At 66.5% G+C, this 19,523-nt stretch carries 4 protein-coding genes; 1 reads left to right on the top strand and 3 read right to left on the bottom strand.

Annotated elements, in window-relative coordinates; genetic code table 11:
* Positions 1 to 13: 13 nt before the first annotated feature.
* From E1H16_RS10840 to E1H16_RS10830, 3 genes are all read right to left on the bottom strand, one after another.
* On the bottom strand, positions 14 to 15,763 hold the full coding sequence (locus E1H16_RS10840; RefSeq protein ID WP_134323889.1) for a WXG100-like domain-containing protein: 15,750 nt from the start codon (positions 15,761 to 15,763) through the stop codon (positions 14 to 16).
* Positions 15,764 to 15,773: 10 nt separating this feature from the next.
* Positions 15,774 to 17,297: a hypothetical protein gene (locus E1H16_RS10835; protein ID WP_134323888.1), complete on the bottom strand. Its 1,524-nt coding sequence runs from the start codon at positions 17,295 to 17,297 to the stop codon at positions 15,774 to 15,776.
* A 136-nt stretch (positions 17,298 to 17,433) separates the two neighbouring features.
* Complete coding sequence (locus E1H16_RS10830) at positions 17,434 to 17,865, bottom strand: YbaB/EbfC family nucleoid-associated protein (RefSeq protein WP_208378997.1); 432 nt, start codon at positions 17,863 to 17,865, stop codon at positions 17,434 to 17,436.
* Positions 17,866 to 17,969: 104 nt separating this feature from the next.
* Between E1H16_RS10830 and E1H16_RS10825 the strand changes: the two genes are divergently transcribed.
* Positions 17,970 to 19,382 carry a S8 family serine peptidase gene (locus tag E1H16_RS10825; protein ID WP_166741719.1) on the top strand — a complete coding sequence of 471 codons (1,413 nt, stop codon included), beginning with the start codon at positions 17,970 to 17,972 and terminating at the stop codon, positions 19,380 to 19,382.
* The last annotated feature ends 141 nt before the right edge of the window (positions 19,383 to 19,523 follow it).

The raw sequence follows: 19,523 nt of genomic DNA, 5'->3' as shown, positions 1-19,523 counted from the left end.
CGGGGGCGGGGGCCTAGTTGACTCCGTCTCTGGGTGGCCAAGCAGCATCGATGAGGTCGTAGATCGGTGTGCTGGCGATGTCGCGCGCCTCGTGCTCGATATCGAGATCGTTGATCCCGTCGCCCAACTCAGCGGTGTGTGTCGCGGGGCTATCCCAGTCGGGCAGCACTTCGGACAGTCGCTGTTGTAGTTCCAGGGGGAGCAGTCCCCGGCGTGTGGATGCCTCCGGTCCGCCGTCAAGGTCCAGTCCCATCGCCTCCGCCCGCTCGTTGAGTGCTATGGCTACGGCGTCCTGCAGCCCTCGGGTGGTGTGCTCGTACTGCCACACCAACTCTTGCAGCAGGGCCACCTGGCGTTGGTCGGCCATGCTCAGCAGCGCGCCATCGGTCGGGCGGGAAGTCGGCGACAACAGCGTTTCGTCGCCGAAGGACAATGTGGTCTGCTGCAGCAGCGCGGCCGAGGTAAGCGCCGCGACCTCGAGCGCGATATCCGCGGTGCTCGCGTTCATATCGAGCACGATGCGCAGGGCGTGCCCGTCGATCGTGACGACAAGCGCCTGCGCACCGTCCGAGTCGCCCGTTTCGAATATCAAGGTGAATGGCGTCTGGGGTGGCATCGTGATTCGCACTTGTGTGGCGCTGATGCGCGCGAGAGATGCGCCGAGCCGTTCGGCGGCGCGTTCGGCGGCCGCTAGGCCGGTCGGTACGGCGGCGGGACCGCTGGGCGCGATCGTCGGTTTCTGGTCATAGTCGGGTTCGTGATTATCTGCAGGGTTGTGGTCCCCGTGGCCAGGATCGTGCTCTGGGTTGTTCTGGTCTTGGTCGTCGGTGCTTGGCTCAGTGGAAGAGTCAGTGGACTGCTGCGGACCTTGCGATGGCTCGTCATCGTCCGGATCCGTCTGCTCGGTCTCCGGCGTTGATGGTTCATCCGACGGAGTGTCTTCGTCGGAGGCGTCTGGCTCCTCGGGCGTCGTCGACTCTGGTCCGGGCCGATCGGGCTCCGAGGGCTGTCGATCAGTGGGCAGGTCCGGCGTCAATGGACAGTCTGCAGGCGTGATCCTCGGGCACGTGCATTCCCGGCCCGGATCCAAGGCGCACCGATCGCGTTCAGCAGTGATCGTCACGCCCGTAAGCACCTGACGCCACAGCCGCATCTGCCGCTCGAAGTCAGTGCGATCCGGCGGCGGACGTAGCGTCGATCGATAGGACCGGTACGCGTTCTCATCTCGCTCGGCGAGCGCCCGAGTAATCTCCGTGTCCCGCGCCTCACGCGCGGTGGCCGCCTCGCGACGTGCCGTGCCCATGCGTTCGTTGATGCGTACCCGCAGGCGTTCGGAGCGCTCTGCGAGCCGTCGCAGCTCGGGTGCCGCGTCGGTCCCTGCGACCTCGTGACGATGTTCGGCGACGAGCGCGGCGAGGTCGGTGACGGTGCGTCGGCGCTCGTGCAGGGCGACGGCGCTCTGGTCAGCAATCTCGGTGATACGTCGTTGTTCGGCCTGCGCGATGGCGTTCTGCTCGTCGCCATCGATCCGCGCGAGTTCCGTAGCCGCGTCCAGTCGTGCCTGGGCCTCGTCGGCGATAGCCTGGTCGACTTCCGCCCGGTAGGTCCGCTCGATGCTGCGTACGCGCGGATAATTGCGCAGTCGGTCGGCGCCGTCGATCGCGACGAGATCGCTCTCGCGGGTGGTGCGGGCATCTTCAGATCGCTGGGTGATCTCCGCGAGAGCGGCCTGTAGATCTTGCTGGAGCGCCTCACGTGCGGATTCAGCCGCTTGCGCCGCCGCCGCAACATCGCGGTCCCGACGTTCGTCGGCTCGCGTTGTCGCGTCGGCGATCTGCTGCGCGGCGACGTCGTGGGCGTGGTGTCGGAGGCTGGCGAGTGCCTCGCGGTAACTGTCGCGCGCGAGCCGCACATTCTGCACAACCCGATCATGCTCGGTCAGCGCATCGGCAGCCTGCTGCGGATCGGAGCCGTCCAGGACTGCGTCATGACGGCCGTCCTGGCGCGCCACGGCTGTGCTGATGTCCTGGTGCGCCTGGCGTAGGGCCGCCAGATGGTCATTCGCTGCCTCCACGTGCACCGTGGGCTCACCGCCCGGTAGCGCTGCATGGAGCCGTTCGAGTGTTTCGACGAGCTGAGTGGTCTCGGTGTGGGCTCGTTGATCATCGCCGATCCGATGGTGCGCGGTGAGACGTTCCAATGCCTGCTCCAGTGCGCGTGAGCGGGCGGTGACCTCGGCGGTATGGGCATCAGTCTCGGAACGCGCCGTGGCGACTTCGGCGAGCACCCGTTCTGCGGTGGCCGCGGCATTGTCGATCTCGCGTTGGTTGGCGGGCAAGGCAAGGTGTACCGCTGCTGTCCCGAGCGGGTCGCCGATACCGCTGATTCGTGCGGCCGCCGCGGCGAATGTCCGCGTGCTGCTTTCCATACCTCGAAGGGAAGTATCGATATCGGCAAGAATCGCAGCCAGCGTCTCGCGATCAGCGCGGCTAAGCCCGCGGGCGTTGAACTGCAGCTGGGCGCGCGAGGTCTCGAGATGGGTGCGTGCTGCGTGCAGTGTAGTTGCGGATTCGGATCGCAGCGCCGATGCCGCGTCCCTCGCTAGGCGCAGTTGCTGTCCCTCGCGTGAGTCGTTCAGTGCAGCGTTCGACTCGATCAGGGTCCGACCGGTGGCTATCGGCAGGTCGCTTCCTCGGGTGCGCACGGTGGGCTCCGGCAGCGCGTGGGCGAGATCGAAGGATGCATTGCGCACGCTGTCGGCGACCGCGGTGAGCGATACTTGCGCGTCGTCGATAAGTCTCGTGGCGGCGTCGTGCTCGTCTTCTGCGGCGCGGATGCGCTGCTCGGCGAGTTGTGAATCGACTGCAGCGAGATCGGGAGCAGTGGACAACAATGCGGTCGCCTCGGTGAAGGCGATGCGCGCTGCGCGTATGACGTCTGCGATCTGGGTAGCTTCGGTGTGGGCGCGCACTGCTGGGGTTTCCGAGCGCCAGCTCAAGGTGTCCGGGATTTCGGCTTGCAGGTCCGAAGCGCGCCGCAGGGTCGCGGTGAGTCGGTCCTGCAGCGCCTCGAGTGTCGCCGCCGTATCGCTCAGTCCCGCCGCGGTCTGGGCGATGTCCAGCTGAACCCGGGCCTGCCCGATCTCTCGCTCGATGGCCTCGGAGCGCACCTGGGCTTGCGTGCGTGTGTGCTCTAGGACCGTCTGCGCAGCGTGCGCATCGGAGAGCGCGGAATCCGCCTGTGCAACCGAACGCGGCGGCTGGTGGCGTAGGTCTTCCAGTGTGTCGAAAGCACGACGGGCCTCCTCGCGCTCGGCGATCGTCCGCTGATGGGCTGCTTCGAGCGCCTGCAGGGACGTGCGGGCGTGATCGGTGGCGTCGATGACGCGGGGATCCGTCGACGTCGCGTAGCGATCGGTGTCTAGGCGCAGACCCGGTAGGTCCGCGAGCTGAGCCTCGAGATCGGTACCACGTCCCTCGACGTCTGCAAGGTAAGCGCGGGCAGTCGCCGACAGGTTCTGAATCGCGGCCTGGGTGAGGTGCCCGTACGCGGATTCGGCACGCGCCGGTCCCTGTGCGGCGGTGACCTCCACCTGCGCACTCAGGTCGGCTACGGCTTCGACGGCGCGCGCGAGGCGCCCTTGGAGGTCGTGCGCGCGGATCGATGAGTCTGTCAGTAAGTCGTCGGCGGCCGAAATCAATGTGGCCTCGTGGGCGCGCAGCGCCTCGGAGAGTTCAGCCAATTCGTTTTCACTGTCGGTGATCGCGGCGAGATCTTGTCTCGCACCATCGACGGCGTCAGCGGCGTCGGGATTATCGACGGGCACCGCCGGCAGCGACTCGCGGACGTAATCGGCTAGTGCATCGGTAGGCCCGGTGCCGGCCGCATCGAGTGCGTGGCGTGCCGCACTAGCGGTCCGGACGACCTCCGCAAGAAGGCCGCCTCGCTGCGCCTGTGCGGTGAGGTTCGTGGCGGAGTCCGAGATGCGCGTACCCAGGGCGGTCGCTCGCGCCGCCATCGCGTCCAGCGTGGACTGATGTGGTGCGGATTCCGCGGCTTCGGCACTCGCATCGAATCGGAGTTGCTCCAGTTCCCTTACCTGATCGGCTATCTCGGCCGTCATCTGCTCGACGCTCGCCGCTGCCGACAACAAGCCATCGCGATGGGAGGCAGACATGATGACGTTCGCGTCTGCGGCCAATCGACGAGCACCCGTGATCTCGTCTACGGCGGATATCGCTGCGGCCTCGAGCGCTGTCGCGTACGCCGTACGCACGGTGCTCGCGGTCGTCTCGGCCAGGGCAGTACGAAGGGCCTCTTCGGCAGCGGTCTCGGCTTGCGCGGCGTCCGCTCCCGCGCGCGCGAGGACGTCGGCTGCGCCCGGCTGTGCGGGCGATCCGGTCGCCATTAAGTCGCCGGTCAGCGCGGCGCTACGCTCGGCTGCTCGATTCGCGTCGAGGCGGGCCTGCAGTGCGCTACGTGCTGCGTCCTGGCTTTGCGGGTCACCCGTCGTCAATAGCAGGCGGATCTCATTGACCTTGGCATTCGCGCGGTCAGCGGCGAGTCGAACGGCGTCCTGCGCGGCTGGATCGGGCGCGGCGATACCAGCGGGTGCCGGCGCGACGAAGTGCCCGGCGGACTCCAACGATTCCCGGGCTCCTTCGGCGACCCGCTGGCTCAACTCAGTGGCGCGCCCCAGGTGCGCCTGGGCATCGGTCAGCAGCGTGGAAGCGGCTCGAGTCTCAGTGCCGACGTGAAGTCCGGCGACGGCGTCTCTAGTCGTCTGGGCCAACTGCTCAAGGCTCTGTTCGAGTGGCACTAACCGCGCATGGTCGGTTTGCAGGGAACGCAGCGATCCGGCGGCCTCGGCGATGTCCGCGGTCGGCAGCGGCGCCCCCTCGTCGGCGAGCGACTGATCCAGCGCCGCAGAGCGGTGGTCGATAGCCTCACGCAGCGGCATTAGGTCGGTGTGGGCCGAGGCGACCGCGGACGCGACCGTGTCGGCGGTATGCAACAGGACCGCGAGTGCGGAGTGGTGCATGACCCTCGCCGAGGCATCATCGAGTAGACCCGTTTGGTACCCGAATTCGGCGGACAACTCCGCAGCCCGCCGGGCAGAGGCGAGCACGTGCGCCAGATCGACAGATGTGTCTACACCGCGCGGTGCGTTCCGGATCCGAGTGGCCGTCTCGGTTGCTGCGCGTTCAAGTGCAGAGGCCTCATCGAGGGCGTCCTGGGCGCGTTGGGCAGCCTCGGTCATCGCCGCGGCGGCATCCTCGGCCGATGCCAATGCAGCGTCGATCTGGCTGTTTTCCCCGCGGGGAAGGACAGCAGCCGCATTGAACACCTCGCCGACGGGCCCGAACTGCGCGAACGAATCAGCCGCCGCACGGGTCGCGTCCTGGGCCACCCGCGATACCTCTCGCGCGGCCTGTTGCGCCGGGGTCATTGACCCAGCGGTGCCCTGATCGCCTGTGTGTGGTGGCTGGGGAGTGTCGGCCGGGACAATCCGATGCCGACCTGTGCCGCCCTGGCGGGTATCTGGTGGAGTTGCGTTGTGGTCATCGGCAAGCACGCGTGCGGCGTCAGCGAGGTGATCGCGTACGTCACTCAGTAGCGCCGCAGCGCGGTCCGCTGCTGAACCAGCGGTGCGGATACGTGTGCCGGCCGCCGGTAGGTCGGCCCGCAGCTGTTCGTGGATCCCAGCCAGCGCTGTCGTCGACGCGGAGAGGAGGGCCTGCGCGATCTGGATTTTGCGACGCGCGTCGAGGTACATCTCATGGGCACGTTCGGCCGGGATCCGTGTCGGGTTGCCGGCCGCGTCGTACGCGACGAAATCGGCCGGGATGTCGGCCAGGGCGGCATCAATGCGGACGTTGAGAGCGGTGAGCTCGCTGGTATGTGCGTCGACCGAGCGCTGCGCCGCGAGTACCGCATCCGCAGCGTCGGCAGCACCATTTGCCATCTGTAGCAGTGAAGCGCGCTCGCGCGCATCCGCCATCACCGAATCGATCTGCGCGAGGCGGGCGACGACCTCCTCGGAGAGTCGGTCGATGGCGGCGGGATCGTCCGTCGATTCGAGCCGAGCGGTCACGTCGGTAAGTTGCGCTACGTCTGCCTGCTGCAGCGCCGAGAGTGTCTCGAGCGTTGCTACCCGCTCGTCGAGTTCCGCGCCGAGGGATCGCTGTAGGTCCCGGATTGCCTCGTCAGCGATAGCGGACGGCGCAGAATCGCTGCGGCGTGTACGCGCATCAGTGTGCTCACGAAGTTGGGCGGTAAGCACGGTGCGGCGCTCCGCGTGCGCGTCGAGCGCGGCGATCGCATTGGCGTGAGCGGCGTGCATCGTGACGTTCGACGCTGACTGCTCCGCGGTGGCTGTGTGCTCGGCTACGGCAGTGACCGCTGCGTCGAGACGCGCGACGATCGCGCTGAGGCGCTCGGTGTCGACGTTGGTGTGCTCGGCGCCGATCCGGGCGGCGACGCGCTGCAGCATGGTGTGGGTGTTCTCGACGACGAGAGCCTGCTGCTGCGCCTGCGCGGCTGCTTCGGTCGCTGCGTCAGCGGCAGTGCGCACGGCGTTGACGTGTTCGTGAGTGCTCGGGCTGTGCAGGGCGCGGGTGGTGAGACGCTGCTGCGCGGCGAAGGCTGCCCGCGCGTGCTCGCTGGCTTGGTGTGCCTCCTGTTGCGCGAGGGAGTTCCGCTGTGTGGAGCGGCGCGATTCGAACTCCGCGATGGCGACCGCGCTGTGCCGCTCGAGCAGTGCGAGCGCATTGTCGAGGTCACTGCGCTGGGCCCGCAGTTCGGTGGCTGCATCCGCGACGATGGCCAACGCGTTGATCGGAGGTAGTGCGGGCTGAGGCGCTTGTGCCGAGTCGGCGGCCCGTGCGGCGTCGGCAGCGAGATCGGCCGCGCTGCGGTTGAGTGCGTCGATTCGCGCGATGCTCTCGGCCAGCGCGGTGGTGTCGATGCCGTCGCCGACCCGGGTGCTCAGTGCCCGGGCCGCCTCGATCGCCGACGTACTGTCGGCATTAATGCTGCGCGCGGCGTCTCGCGCCTGCTCGCTGTGTGCGGCGAGCTCTGCGATCGGTATCGCCTGGTGCGCTACTTCGAGCGCGTCGCGGACCTCGGCGAGGTTCTGTGCGGCGGCATCGATTTCCGCACTCAGCCCAGTCCGCCCGCGCACGGAGTGGACGGTGCGGACGGCGTCGTCGAGTCGTGCGGGGTGGGGCTGTTCGATCAGCCGGGCGGTGCGGTGGCTCAGGGTCTTGGCGCGTTCGAGCCGCTGCTCCGCAGCCGCTGCTGCGTTCCGGGCCGCGTCGAGCGAGGTGAGGGCGTTCTCGATCGCGACGCGCCCCGCTGGGTGTGAATCCAGATATGTGGTCAGTTGCGGTTGCAGACCGGCCGTTTCGGTGCGCAGCTGTGCGAGGTCATCGGCGATCGCGTCCGCGCGTACCGACTCCTGGGTGAGCAAGGTGGCGATCGAGTCGGCGGTGAGCGTGCCGACTGTTTCTTCTGGTAGGTCTAGAACGCGCGTGGCGTCGTCGGTGTGTGCGATTCGTGCCCGCGCAGCAGCCACCTCGTCGCGTAGATACGCGGCAACCTGCTCCGGGGTTTGGTTGAGCCGCCGGGCTTCGGACTCATTCATCGCGTCGATCGCGGTATGCGGTTGGCCCTCGCCCAGCGCCGCGTCGACGGCGGCACGTAGGTCCCGTAGTTCCTCCTGCACGGCCACATCGGACTCGGTGGCCAGCGTTGGCGCGATGACCTCGAGCCAACGGTCGAGCCGTTGTGCCCGCCGGATCGCCTCGCCTCGAACCATCATGTCGTTGCGTGAGAGACCCTGCAGTGTTGTCTGAAGCGTCTCGACTTGCTGCCGAGGAGTGCGATCGAGTTGCGGATTCGCACGATGTGCGCGTTGTCGCGCATCCTGCGCCTCGCGCTCGGCCTTCTGCAGGGCGCCGCGAACTTTTTCCACCTTCTCCGGAGCGCGTTCTTCGGCGATCTTGCCTGCGCGTTCGGCCGGTCCGGTCCCAACGGCAGAGGCAACTGCCGCGAGCGCCGAAACCGCAGAGCGTCCGGTGAGCACGTCGGCGATCGCAGTGACAAACGGAGCGGTGGAGAAGCGCCCGAGATAAAACAGCCGAGACGCGACTCGTCGTACCGCCGGGTCGGAGTTCGTCGTTGAGGCAGGGGCTACGGTTCCGGCCGTTGAGTCGGACGCCGCGGGTTCGCTAGTGACGTCAGGTTCGGATTCTGCGGTCTGCTCGGTGAGGGCGGGATCGAGGTCGGCGATCCGGGCCAAGATCTCGATGTTCCGGTCCGTGATATGGCTGGCCACCAGATCGCGGGCCATTCCCGGCTGCGCGGCCTCCTGCACGGCAACCAGAGACTTCCACTTGTCCGGGCGAGCGAACCGGTCATGGAACTTACGCAGTTCGTTGGTCATTTCGATCGACCGCTCGCCTTGCCAACCGAGGCCCGTTGCGGACGCACCGGCGAATAGTGCGGCGCCGATCGCGGAGCTACTCATGCCGCCGGCGGCCATCATCGTCGAGGCTATTCGGCTGGTGAAGACCGAGATACCTGCGGCGAAGTAGCGCCCGGACGCGAAGTCCGACAGTCCAGCGGTGAGTCGCGCACCATTCTCCGGATGAGCCTGCAGTACGGCGAGCTTCTGCTGGACTCGCTCTTCGAGGCGCTGCTGCAGCCGGATCGCCTCTTCCCGGTCGGGACCGTTGGAGATTTCATCAAGGGATGTCGCGATGTGTTCGCCGTATCGGCTGGCGATGTCGGCGACAGCCGCGTCGACCTCGCCGATGGCCAACCGAATCTGGCGCCGTAGCCGGCGAAATGGATTGAGCCGAGTGAACAGCGGCGCCGACACGATTTGTGCGGTCGCGTCGAGGACCTTGTCGAGAGCCTGCTCAAGGCGAGCGGTATCGATCGTCGGAGTAACCACAGGGGTGCCGGGCAGTGCGGCGCGTGCGCGGTCGGCGATCGCGGCGAGCTCGGTATGTAGCTCGAGGTTGTCCGCGTCGTCCTGCAACAGCGCGGTGATCTCGGCGATCCGCTCGGCGTCGGCCTCCTGCTGTTCGGCCCGCCTCAGCAGCTCATCGATCTGCGCGCTTTGAGCTTCATACGCGTCCTTGGCAGCCACGTCGGTGGCGACCTGGCGTGCTTGAGCCTTCTGCGCCTGGACCCGGTTTTCTCTTTCCGCTTTCGTGCGGTCGATCCCCGGGTCGCCGCTCAAACCGACCTTGCGCAGCAGCCCGCCGCCGATCGCACCGGCAACGAGGTACCCGGCCGCCGCGACGCTCATCGCGACGGACTGCGTCGTCGACATCTGGATCACGTCTATCACGTTGCGATCGGTGAGTACATCGGCGATCGGGAAGACGCCAAATGCCATCGCGCGGGCCAAGGCGCCGCCCATTGCCTTGAACCGTACGGTCGACGCGCTGGCAATCTTGTCCAGCGAATCGACGTCGCGGCTGGGCGACGTAGTTCGCTGACGCGCGATGTGTTCACCTACTTCGGCTTGACCACGCGCATGCGCGTCGGCCAATGCGCGGAGCCGAGCACGCGCCTGTTCGCTGCTCGTCGACTCATCGGCGTGCACACCGCCCAGCGATTCACTCTCTGCCAGTGCGCTGCGCACGTCGTGCAGTTCCTTGCGCAACTGTCCTGCCTGACGGTCCTGGTCGGCGGTGCGCGGATTGCGGTCATTGGCGACTCGGGTGTTGTCAGCGGCGCTGTGGAACTTCCGGATGTCCGCGATGACCGAGACGGCGGTCGCGACAGCGCCGCCGGCCGCGGTCGCGATGAGTATCGGTACGGTGTCGATAGCGCCGATCAACGTCGCCGCACCTACCGTCGCTGCGGCGGGGATCGCCTGTGCCGCCAGCGCTTTGACGGTGAACTGGCGAACAGGGGCGGGCATGTCCGGGATAGCTCCGTTCTCGTTGGTGTTGAACGAACGCACCGCGTCCTTCAATCGAGAACTGCCGTCGAGGTCCGGGATCCCTTGTAGGCGCGCGAAGTACTGGCTGATCGTATCCGGATCGAGATTGCCGTCCGCGTCACGATTGACGGTGAGATCGAGCCCGAGCGCGGTCAGTTCTGCGGCAACGGCGGCGCGGGCCGCAGCGCGATGACGTGGCTTGAGCGCCTCGAGGTCATCGAACCGCATCAGCAATCCAGTAAGCCGGCCGATATCGCGCGGACTGAGTGATGGATCGGTATCGGTGGCCACCTGCGAAATGACCGGGGGAACTTGCTGCCGTGGGTCGTCGGTCAACAGGTCTTCTGAGTTGTTCACCGCGTCCGGTTCGAGGGCCGCGCTCGCGCGAGCGATCTCTTGTGCGATCACGATGGGTACGTCGGCGGTGGATAGGCGCGTCGAGAGCGTGATGTCCACGTCTGCTTCGATCGCCCGCTCGGCGCCTCGGCCCTGCATGCTGGCGGGATCCGAAATGTGCATGCGGGCGACGTCATCTTCGATTGACGCGACGGAATCGGTTGAGGTGTCGACCGTCGACAGGTTAATCGTCAACGAGCGGGTCGGCGAGGCCACAGTGAGTCGAACCGTGCTGTCATCGCTGGCCGCTTGGGTGATCGTCATCCCAAGTGCTCTAGTAAGCCGGTCGAGCACGGACGCGCCGCGGCGTGGGGTGTGCTCCAGCAGCGTGCGAAGTGCGTCGGTGGTTAGCGTGCCGCTGTTGTTCGGATCAGTCGTGAGTCCGTGCTCGGCCACCTGCCGCGACGGCGGTCGACCCTCGCCAGGGTCGGCGTTGCCAGTCGGGAAGGTTGTGCCTGCGCGCGCGCCCGATGCAGGTGTACCGCCGAGCAGTTCCCGATGATAATCGACGATTTCGCGGGCCTTGACCGTGATTTCCGGATACCGGGAGTGCGCCGCAGCTTCCACCTCCTGCCGCATTAACGTGCGGTGCTCATCGGGCGACAGCACGCTCATGAACGGAGCGAGATTCGGATCGGTGGCCACCATCGAGGCGAACGCCGCGCGTGCCTCTGGATGGCTGGAAACGACATCGACGTGGGGTGGATGAGTGGCGAGAAACTCCGCGCGGGCTGCATTGCGTGCGCTGAGGATCTCTCGGCGGAGCTCGGGCGGCGCGGTCGCGGCGGTGTGACCGGATTCGTCGAGCATGGTGCGCGCCAACTCATCGGCCCGTTGGTTTGCCTCAGCGGCGACGTGGCTGCGCAACGCGGCGATTTCACGCGCGAACTGACGGCTCAGGTCCCGGCGGTGCCGTCCGACGAACTCGCCGTCTTCGAGCATGGCGGCGTAGCCGTCCTTCAGTTCCAGTCCCGTCCGTCCTCGCATCCCGTCGAGGTTCGCGACCGCGGAGCCGAGCCCGAGGGGGTGAGTAATGCCGATGGGTAGCCCGGTGTGCTCGACTTCGAACTCAGTCGAACTCGGCGTACCGCCCAATTCGGTCCACCGGAATTCGAGGCGTCCGTAGCCACGCTCGCTCTCCGGGCGGGGGTCGTTGTCGGCGACCGTCTCCAGAAAGCGCATCCGTAGGTGCTCGAATAGACGGTTGGTGATCGCGTGGTGCAGGTCGTCGTGCTGCGCATTGAACTCGGCGTTGTCGGTGAGCGCCGCTGCCACCTGTGCTGCCAATGTCCGTTGTGCCGCCTCGTGGTCGGCTCGCTGTTGAGGGGTCGCATCGGGCGAGGGCGGATCGGCCAAGGTACTCAGATGCTGCGTGATCTGACTGATGACGTCGTTCTTGGTGCGTGCTCCGGCTAGTGGAATGCCGAGGTCGGCGGCGATCTGTCGCAGCGCTGGGGCGCGGTAACTGGACAGGGCGTTGGGGTGCGTATTGTGTCCGCGACCGGAGCGAGGATCTATCGAGCCAGGGGTGAGGTGCGGATTGCCGAGGAGTTCGAGGATTCCGGCCGGACCGGCGGTCGTCAGCGCCCGGTTCAGGGCAGCCCGCCGCGCGGCGACTGCGCCGTCTAGGTCGATCTGCAGTTCGGTGGCAATGCCCTCGTGCTCCTGGGCGGTACGTCGATGCGCGTGCGCCTCATCTTGGGCCTTCTGAGCGGCTTCGCGCAACTCCGCACTGCGATTCAGGTCGGCTTCGGCCTCCGCGGCGGCAGCCAACCGCTCCGCCTGACTCGTCGACTGCTGGGCGTCTGCGGTGGCCTCATCCTGCAATGCCCGAATATCGGCGATCTGGGTCGCAAGACGTTTACGCACCGACCGGTCGAGCAGCACTTCGTCGAGCTGGGGAAGTTCTTCGTTCACGAGCGCGTTCGCGATACGTGCGAGTGCGTACTCCGCGGACCGGACCGGATCGCTCTGGTAATTCCCGGATGTGAGCACGCCGCTATTGGAATCTAACGCGGTGAGCAGCGGGTGAGCGGGGTCCAGTTTCAAATTTTCCCACGGCGCGATGCCGTTCGCGACCTTGTGTGCTTCGTGTTGTGGCATGCCCTCACGCATCGCCGTAATCTCGGCATGCTCGTGGGTGATGAGGAGTAGATCGGTATCGAGATGGCTGGTGTCGCCGGTTGCGAGCCGGAGCCAGGCCTCCGCAACACCAGTTTCGCCGGCGAATGGCATCTTGAGTTCGCCGTTATTGGTGACGTGCGTGATGATGTTGTGGAATAGGTGCTGCTTGATGTCCTGGATCATCTGCGTCGTGACCGGGACCGGACCATCCGCTGTGTGGATCTGCTGGCCATCCAATGTCGCGACGATGCGTAGCACATCATCCGGCAATGCGGCGATCATCAGTCGGCCGCGTTCGGCGAGTTCGGCAGTTGCCCGATCCGGCAGCGCGGGCGTGGTTTGGTTTGTCCCCCCGGACGCGATCTGGGTTAACCGTGGTGAGTTTGATTCGGCGGCGGATTCGGTCTGTTCGTCGGACGTCGCTTCGCTATCGATATCGCTGCGGACAGGTACGGAGGGAACGACGTCCTCGGTAGCAGACGTCGGCCCGTCGGCGGGCGATGACGTGTCATCGGCGTTAGTTGTGGACTCAGAACCTTGCTGTCGTGGCGAAACCTGGTCGGCGATCCTCGTCGCGGTGCTCGCGCGCTCGTCCTTTTGCTGCGCGGCTTGCTGTCGCGTAGCGGGCGCTGGTCCATCTGCCGCAGCCTGGCTCGTCAGGTGTTGCAACACGGTTACTTCGGCTACCTGGTGGGTAAGTAGATCGACATCGGCTTGCGTTGGGTCTCCACCGATGAGCCGTGCGTACGCCTCTTGCGCCGCGGTGACCGCGTGCTGACCATCGCGACTTACCGAAGAGTCAGCGGAGAAGGTGTGCGACATCGCCGCGCTGATCTGAGTCGGCGTCAGATTGATCCCGTGAGTATCAAAGTCGGCCGTCTGTAAGTTGTCGGCGGCAAGCCGGACGGCGGGCGGTACCACCGGCACGTTGAACGCGATCATCGGACTGATCATCGATCCGAGGCGCGATCGCAGAGATTGTTGGCTTTCGGCGCGCGCTGTGCTGTCCGACGTCGTCGCGACGCCGGGGGTCGAGCTGTGACCGGCTGGGCTGGCGACCGCATCTGTTTGCGTGTCCGGTCGGTTAGCGGCGGTGTTGTTCTCGGCGGTGGACGTACCGGCTTGCTCATTCGGAGCGGACGCGTCTGGCGAGTTTGAGGCGCCCTCGTTGGCTGTCGTTTCGCCCTCGTTGGCTGCCGATTCGTCGACCTGCGTGGCGGCCTCTGACGTTTGGTCGGCTGCCGCCGGGTCGCTGGGCGTGGCGGCGGGATCTGCAACCTCCGAGGCCGTCTCCGCAGAATTGTCCGCTGAGGTGGCCGTTTCTTCGGTGGAGTTCTGCTCGGAGGTGCTGGTTTCCTCGGCGGAGGCCTGTTCGGAGGTGCTGGTTTCTTCGGCGGCGGTCGATTCGACAGTGGTAGTTGCTTCCGTCGTGACGTCGGCGTTCTGGCTGGACGCGACCTCGGCTGCTGCGGTGCTGTTCTCTCCCGCGGTGCTGTTCTCTCCCGCGGTGCTGTCGGTCGCCGTATTGGTGGCTCCGGCGTCGCTCACCTCCGCGGTAGCGCCGGTGTTCTCGGTGTTGGATGCCGGCGTCGTGCTCGTGGTCTCTGATGACGTGGATTCTGATGATGTGGTCTGTGCCGACGTCGATTCGGTCGAGTTCGAACTCGATGCTGTGTTGGACTGCGAGTTATTCTGCGACGACTGGCTACCTGATTGAGTGCTGCTTTGGCTGCTTGACTGCGATCCCGAGCCGGTTCCCGCCTGTGTCGACTGACCGCCAGGTGCGGACTGGCCGCCAGGTGCGGCGCCGGTGGCGACCGCGCCGCTCTGCTGTCCGCCGTCGCTGGAGGTGGAGGTGTCCGCGGATTGAGCCACCGGCGTACTGGAGGAGTACTGCGCAGCGGAACCAGAATCTGTGGCGGTCGAACTTTGGGCACCAGTTTGTGACGCCTGGCCGCTGGTCTGTGCGGACGACTGCGTGCCGCTGTTGCCTTGCGACGATGCGCTGCTTTGCGACTGTGAACTGGTCTGTGCGGACGATTGCGTACCGCTGTCGCCTTGCGACGATGTGCTGCTCTGCGTCGAGCTCTGTGACTGTCCGCCGTTCTGTGTCGCGCCGTCCGAGTTCGTGCTCACCGAGGGCTGCCCGGCGTTGCTGGGCGCGACACTAGGGGCTGCTGCGGTCGAGCGGCTGGGTGCGGTGATGTCCGCGGCCATCGAGGTGGCCGCAGTCCGCAGGTTGGTCATTGTGTCGGGTGAAAATGGACTGGCCGTGTTGTATCGCCCGGCTGCGGTCGCTGCGGCGCCAAGCAGAGCATCAGGGCTGAACGCTGCCGCGAGGTCCCAGTTCCCATATACCGTGCCGTTTGCGATATAGCTGCCGGTAGGGGAGGCCAGCATGTTCGTGCCGGCAGAGATTGCCAGGTTAGTCATGTGCCGACCGACGACGTTGCTGGGTCGGGGGATGCGCCCGAGCGGGAAGCTCAGTCCGGCACCGACGAGTCCGCCGACTGCGCCGCCGACCCCTGCGGCCACAGTTCGTTGCACGTCGTACGACGTACGGTTGCCCTGATTTATCTGAATGAGTTGAGTGGTGACGTCGATGAAGACCTCTTCGGCGACCTCCTCGACCACTTCGCGGCCGACCCGCGTGGCGATCTGGCGGGCGGCCGACTGTCCCGCGGTCCGCGCCGCGGCGACCGTCGCCTGCTTGATGACCATCTTCTTGACGACGTTCTGCACGAATTTGCGACCGGCTGCCGTCAGCAGTTTCTGCATCACCATGCGGATGGCCGTCACCAACGCTTGCCGAACAGCGGCGCCAATGACCAGCGATCCGCCGCCGGTCAGCCAGGACAGCATCACCGAGATGAAGGCAGCAATAATCGCAATGTAGAACGCGATATTGATCGATATCTTCGCGTAGTTGACTTCGGTGGCGAATGCTCTCGCTTGTTGTGAGTACTGTCCGGCCATCGTGGCCAGCACCGGAACTCCGGCGTCCTGGCCAAAGAAGGCGGCCTCGGAGAAGTTGTAGAACTGTTCGAACGAGGGGCCTTCCCAGCCTTCGCTCAGAGTCGTAGCTGCCGCGACATATTCGGATGAGGCATCCTGCAGGACTTCGGAGAGTTCCTGCCAGTGGTCGGCGAGTTCTTGGAGCATGGTCTCGCTGCCCTTGGGCCAACTCTGGCCGCCCGCGACCCACGAGATGACCTCATTGGCCCAGTCAGGCAGATCAAGGACGGCCCAGGCCATCTGCTCGTCGTTCGGATGCTCCGGCATAACTCGATAATCAGCCCGCCGTCGACCCTCGGGCGGTGCTCGGCTGTGTCGGCTCCGAGCTTTCGGCCGATCGTGAGCCAGGATCTGGCTGCATACCCGGGTCGTTCTGAACCACATCGTCGGCGAGCTGATCCTCGCGCCGATCGGCCGCGCCCGTCGTGGTTTCCGTGTCGGCCGCACCATCGCGGCGCTTTCGCGCGCTCGTTGAATTCGCTGGGCGTGCCGCACCGGGACCGCTGGTCGATGAGGCACCTCCGCGAGGCGCGGTGGAGCCGCCAGCCGAGCCGGGCGTCCTCGAGTCGCCGTGACTGGACGGAGCAGTTGCCCGGCCCGGCGACGGCGGTGCGGTGGGTGCTCCTGATCGAGACGGGGCGCCTGGCGATCCCGAACCCGCCGGGGACGCCGGCGCGCCGGCACTCCTGGAGGCGCCCGGTGCCCCCGACGGAGCACCGCCCGCTGGCGGCATCATGGGCGCGCCCCCGGCTGGCGGCGTCATCGGCATACCGCCGCCCGGAGGCATCATCGGTACGCCAGCACCGGGTCCACCGGCGCCCGATCCACCGGCGCCGGAGTCTGCGCCCGGCGGCGCAGCGGTCGGCGCTGCACCGCCACCCGAGTCGGCTGAAATGCCGCTGGAACCGGGTCCACCGCCACTAGAACTTGCGCCGCCACCGGAACCGGCACCACCTGCAGCAGTATCGCCGCCGGAGCCGATGGTGGTTCCGCTGCTGCCACCTGCACCGCCCGACCCTGACCCGCCGGCCGTCGACGATCCGGAGGCGGACTGGGCCTGGTCTGCTCCGGGGGTGGATGACGATGTAGGGCCGCTGCCCGAATCGGACGTCGAAGTGCCCGACGCGCCTGCCGTATCTGCGACGTCCGTCTGTGGTGTCGCAGCTGAAGTGGAATCGTGCGGCGCCGCATCGGCGCTCGCGCTGGTGGCCTCTCGGGCCATGAACTGCCCGTCGGCGGGCTGGGCCGCGAAGGTGCCGGGCGTCCCGGTCAGCCCGCTCTCTGCGAGAAACGATCCCGACGCGGTTGACGTCCCCGCGACGGAACTTGCTGCGAGCCCGCTGCTCGCGAGCGACGCGACGCCGCTGGAGGCTGTGCCCGCTCCGCCCGAGGAACCGCCCGCTCCGCCGGAGGAACCGCCAGCCGCGGCACCGCCTCCGCCGCCCGAACCCGCAGTGGGGTCGGCGTCCACCTGTACGGCATCCATCCTGCGGCCGGCGACGGCGTCGGCGGCGTAGGTGGTGTTGAGTGCAGTCTCCACGTTGTCCGGGAGCGCCAGGACGGGATCGATGACCTGCTTCGCGTCCTGATCGAAGGTCCCAGCCTTCGAGTCGGTCAGATAGCTCGAACTGAATTCCTGCCCGTCGCTGTCCTCGCCCCAGGGATTTGCCGCGTGCGCGGACTTGATGCTTCCGATAATTGAGTTCCAGCGCGACTCCAGTGGGCCCTTCGCGCTGTTAAGTTCGCTGATTCCGCGTGCGGCGATGGCGGGGTCCACGCGAACGTGGGTTGGCTCCGTCACGGTGTCTCCTCGTCATCTCCTCGACGGTTTACGGACAAGGCTTCCAGAACTATCAGAGAATGCGTCTCATTCAGGTTGCCTTCAGATGGCTGGCGCGTGACAAAGCCGCGCGCTCGTGCGCACCGGGACTGAGACGTCACATCCCCTCTCTGCGGTTCAGTCGATCTTGTACATCCTCCAGAACATCTTCCGGACTGCCCTGAAGCTGCACTCGCATTTGATCGCGCGGGACGACGGGTTCGAAGATATCGAGCACGCGTTCCTGGGCGGCTTCGCTGGCGCGGCGAATCGTGTCGAGAATCGATTCGCCGAGCGCGCGGGCGTCTGGGCGCCGATAGATACGCGGGTCCAGATCGAGCGCGAGAATCGCGCCACGTGGGTCGACCGTTACCTTGACCAGGCCATCGGATGACCGCTCGGTGACGGATACTTCTCGTGCTTCACGCGCCAGACGGGGCCCTTCGGAAACGAGGGTCTCGAATTGCCCACGCAGTGATTCGGCGAACGAGCGCATCGACTGGAGCTGAACGTCGTCGGGCGGGCCGCGGTGGTCGTCGTCGGTGCTCATCGTGAATCCTTTCAATGCAGGAGAAATCGATGTGCAGGCCGGTCCCTATCTTACGGCCGGACGCCCGCCCGACAGCGGCCTCCCCGATCGCTACCATGGTCGCCGTGATCGAGTTTCGCCGACGACGTGCCCGAACCGCGCTGATCGCGGGGGCTCTCGCGGCGGTTCTGGGCGTTGCCACGCCGGCCTACGCGGCACCGGGTGATTCTGAGCAATCGGAGGCGTCCAGTCAGTCATCGCAGAGCGAGTCGACGTCCAGCGCACCGGAGCCGGCCTGTGACAACCCGCCGTCCGCCGCTCAGATCAACCCGAAAGTTCCCTGGACCGTAGCGAACTACGACCCGGCGCAGCGCCTTTGGCCCTACAGCACCGGTAGTGGCGTCACCGTTGCAGTCGTATCGACTGGGGTGGCGCCCACCCAAAGTCAACTGGCGCCGCAGATCCTCACCGGCTATGACTTCGTGCGTAACACCAGCGAAGGGATGGACGACTGTATCGGCCAGGGCACGGCGATCGCGACCGTGATTGCCGCGCAAGAATCGGATCAGACCGGATTTGTCGGGCTTGCCCCGGACGCGAAAATTCTGCCGGTCCGGGTTGCGGAGAAAGAACAGGTCGTCGCCAACACCGATGAACCCCTCGACCCAGCGACCATCGCCAGCGGTATCGAGTGGGCCACCGAGCAGGGTGCTCGAGTCATCGTGGTCGCCGAAGTCAGTTTTGTCGACGATCCCGCCTTGGCGAGCGCCGTGCACGCGGCACAGTCCGCTGGCGCCGTGATCGTTGCACCCGTCGGCGACGACCATCCGAAGGACGAGCCGGCGTCCTTGCAACCCACACCGGCGGAGCGAACTCCTTACCCAGCGGCATACGAGGGTGTGATCGGTGTGGGGGCGATGACCTCGAGTGGTATTCGGGTACCTGCCTCTCAGGTCGGCCCCTATGTCGATGTCCTCGCTCCGGGCGAAGATGTGACTGCGGGCGCGCCGAGCGGTGGACATCAGGTATATAGCGGAACGGCGATAGCCTCCAGCTTCGCCGCCGCCGCCGTAACGTTGTTGCTGGCCCAGCCCGATACGCCGTGGGTACCGAGCGGCGGCCTCGAAAAGTCGCTGGCGGTTGAGTTGCGGCTACGCAGCACGGCATCACCAGTGTCCGGCCACTTCGCCGAGTTGGGGTACGGCGCAGGCGCGGTTGATCCGGCCCGCGCGTTGACCGACCTGACCAACTCCGAGGCCGCTGCGAGCGCGACACCGTACGAACCCCCGGTGCTCAGTGAGCAGGAACTGGCTCAGCAGAAGTTTGCCGAGGATGGCGAGTCACGTGCGCTCGCGCTGACCTGGGGCGCCCTGGGTGGGCTGGCTGCCGTGGTCCTGGGACTATCGCTACTTCGCCGTGTCCGCGCCAATAAGGCTCGTGTGCTGAGTACGCCGGAACGGGTGGAGACCGAACGCGATCAGGAACTGCAGTACGTGCCCGGCGAGCAATTGTTCGCACCGCCGGCGAAGCCGGAGTAACCAGCAGCCCGGGGTAACCACCAGCACGGTCACCGCACCCGATCGGGGGCCGCGTGGACAACAGGCGCCTCGACCGCCAGCTGCCCCGTCACAGGAGCCCTAGACGGACACCGAGCCCCACCCCCCCGCGCATACGCGAAG

Origin of the sequence: Cumulibacter soli (assembly GCF_004382795.1) — a bacterium.
GTDB classification, from domain to species: domain Bacteria; phylum Actinomycetota; class Actinomycetes; order Mycobacteriales; family Antricoccaceae; genus Cumulibacter; species Cumulibacter soli.
This window is presented reverse-complemented; position numbering and strand designations above follow the sequence as displayed.

Bases quoted from the DNA above. Each gene is read 5' to 3' on its own strand.
- E1H16_RS10830 (WP_208378997.1), bottom strand. From the start codon at position 17,865: ATGAGCACCGACGACGACCACCGCGGCCCGCCCGACGACGTTCAGCTC.
- E1H16_RS10840 (WP_134323889.1), bottom strand. From the start codon at position 15,763: ATGCCGGAGCATCCGAACGACGAGCAGATGGCCTGGGCCGTCCTTGAT.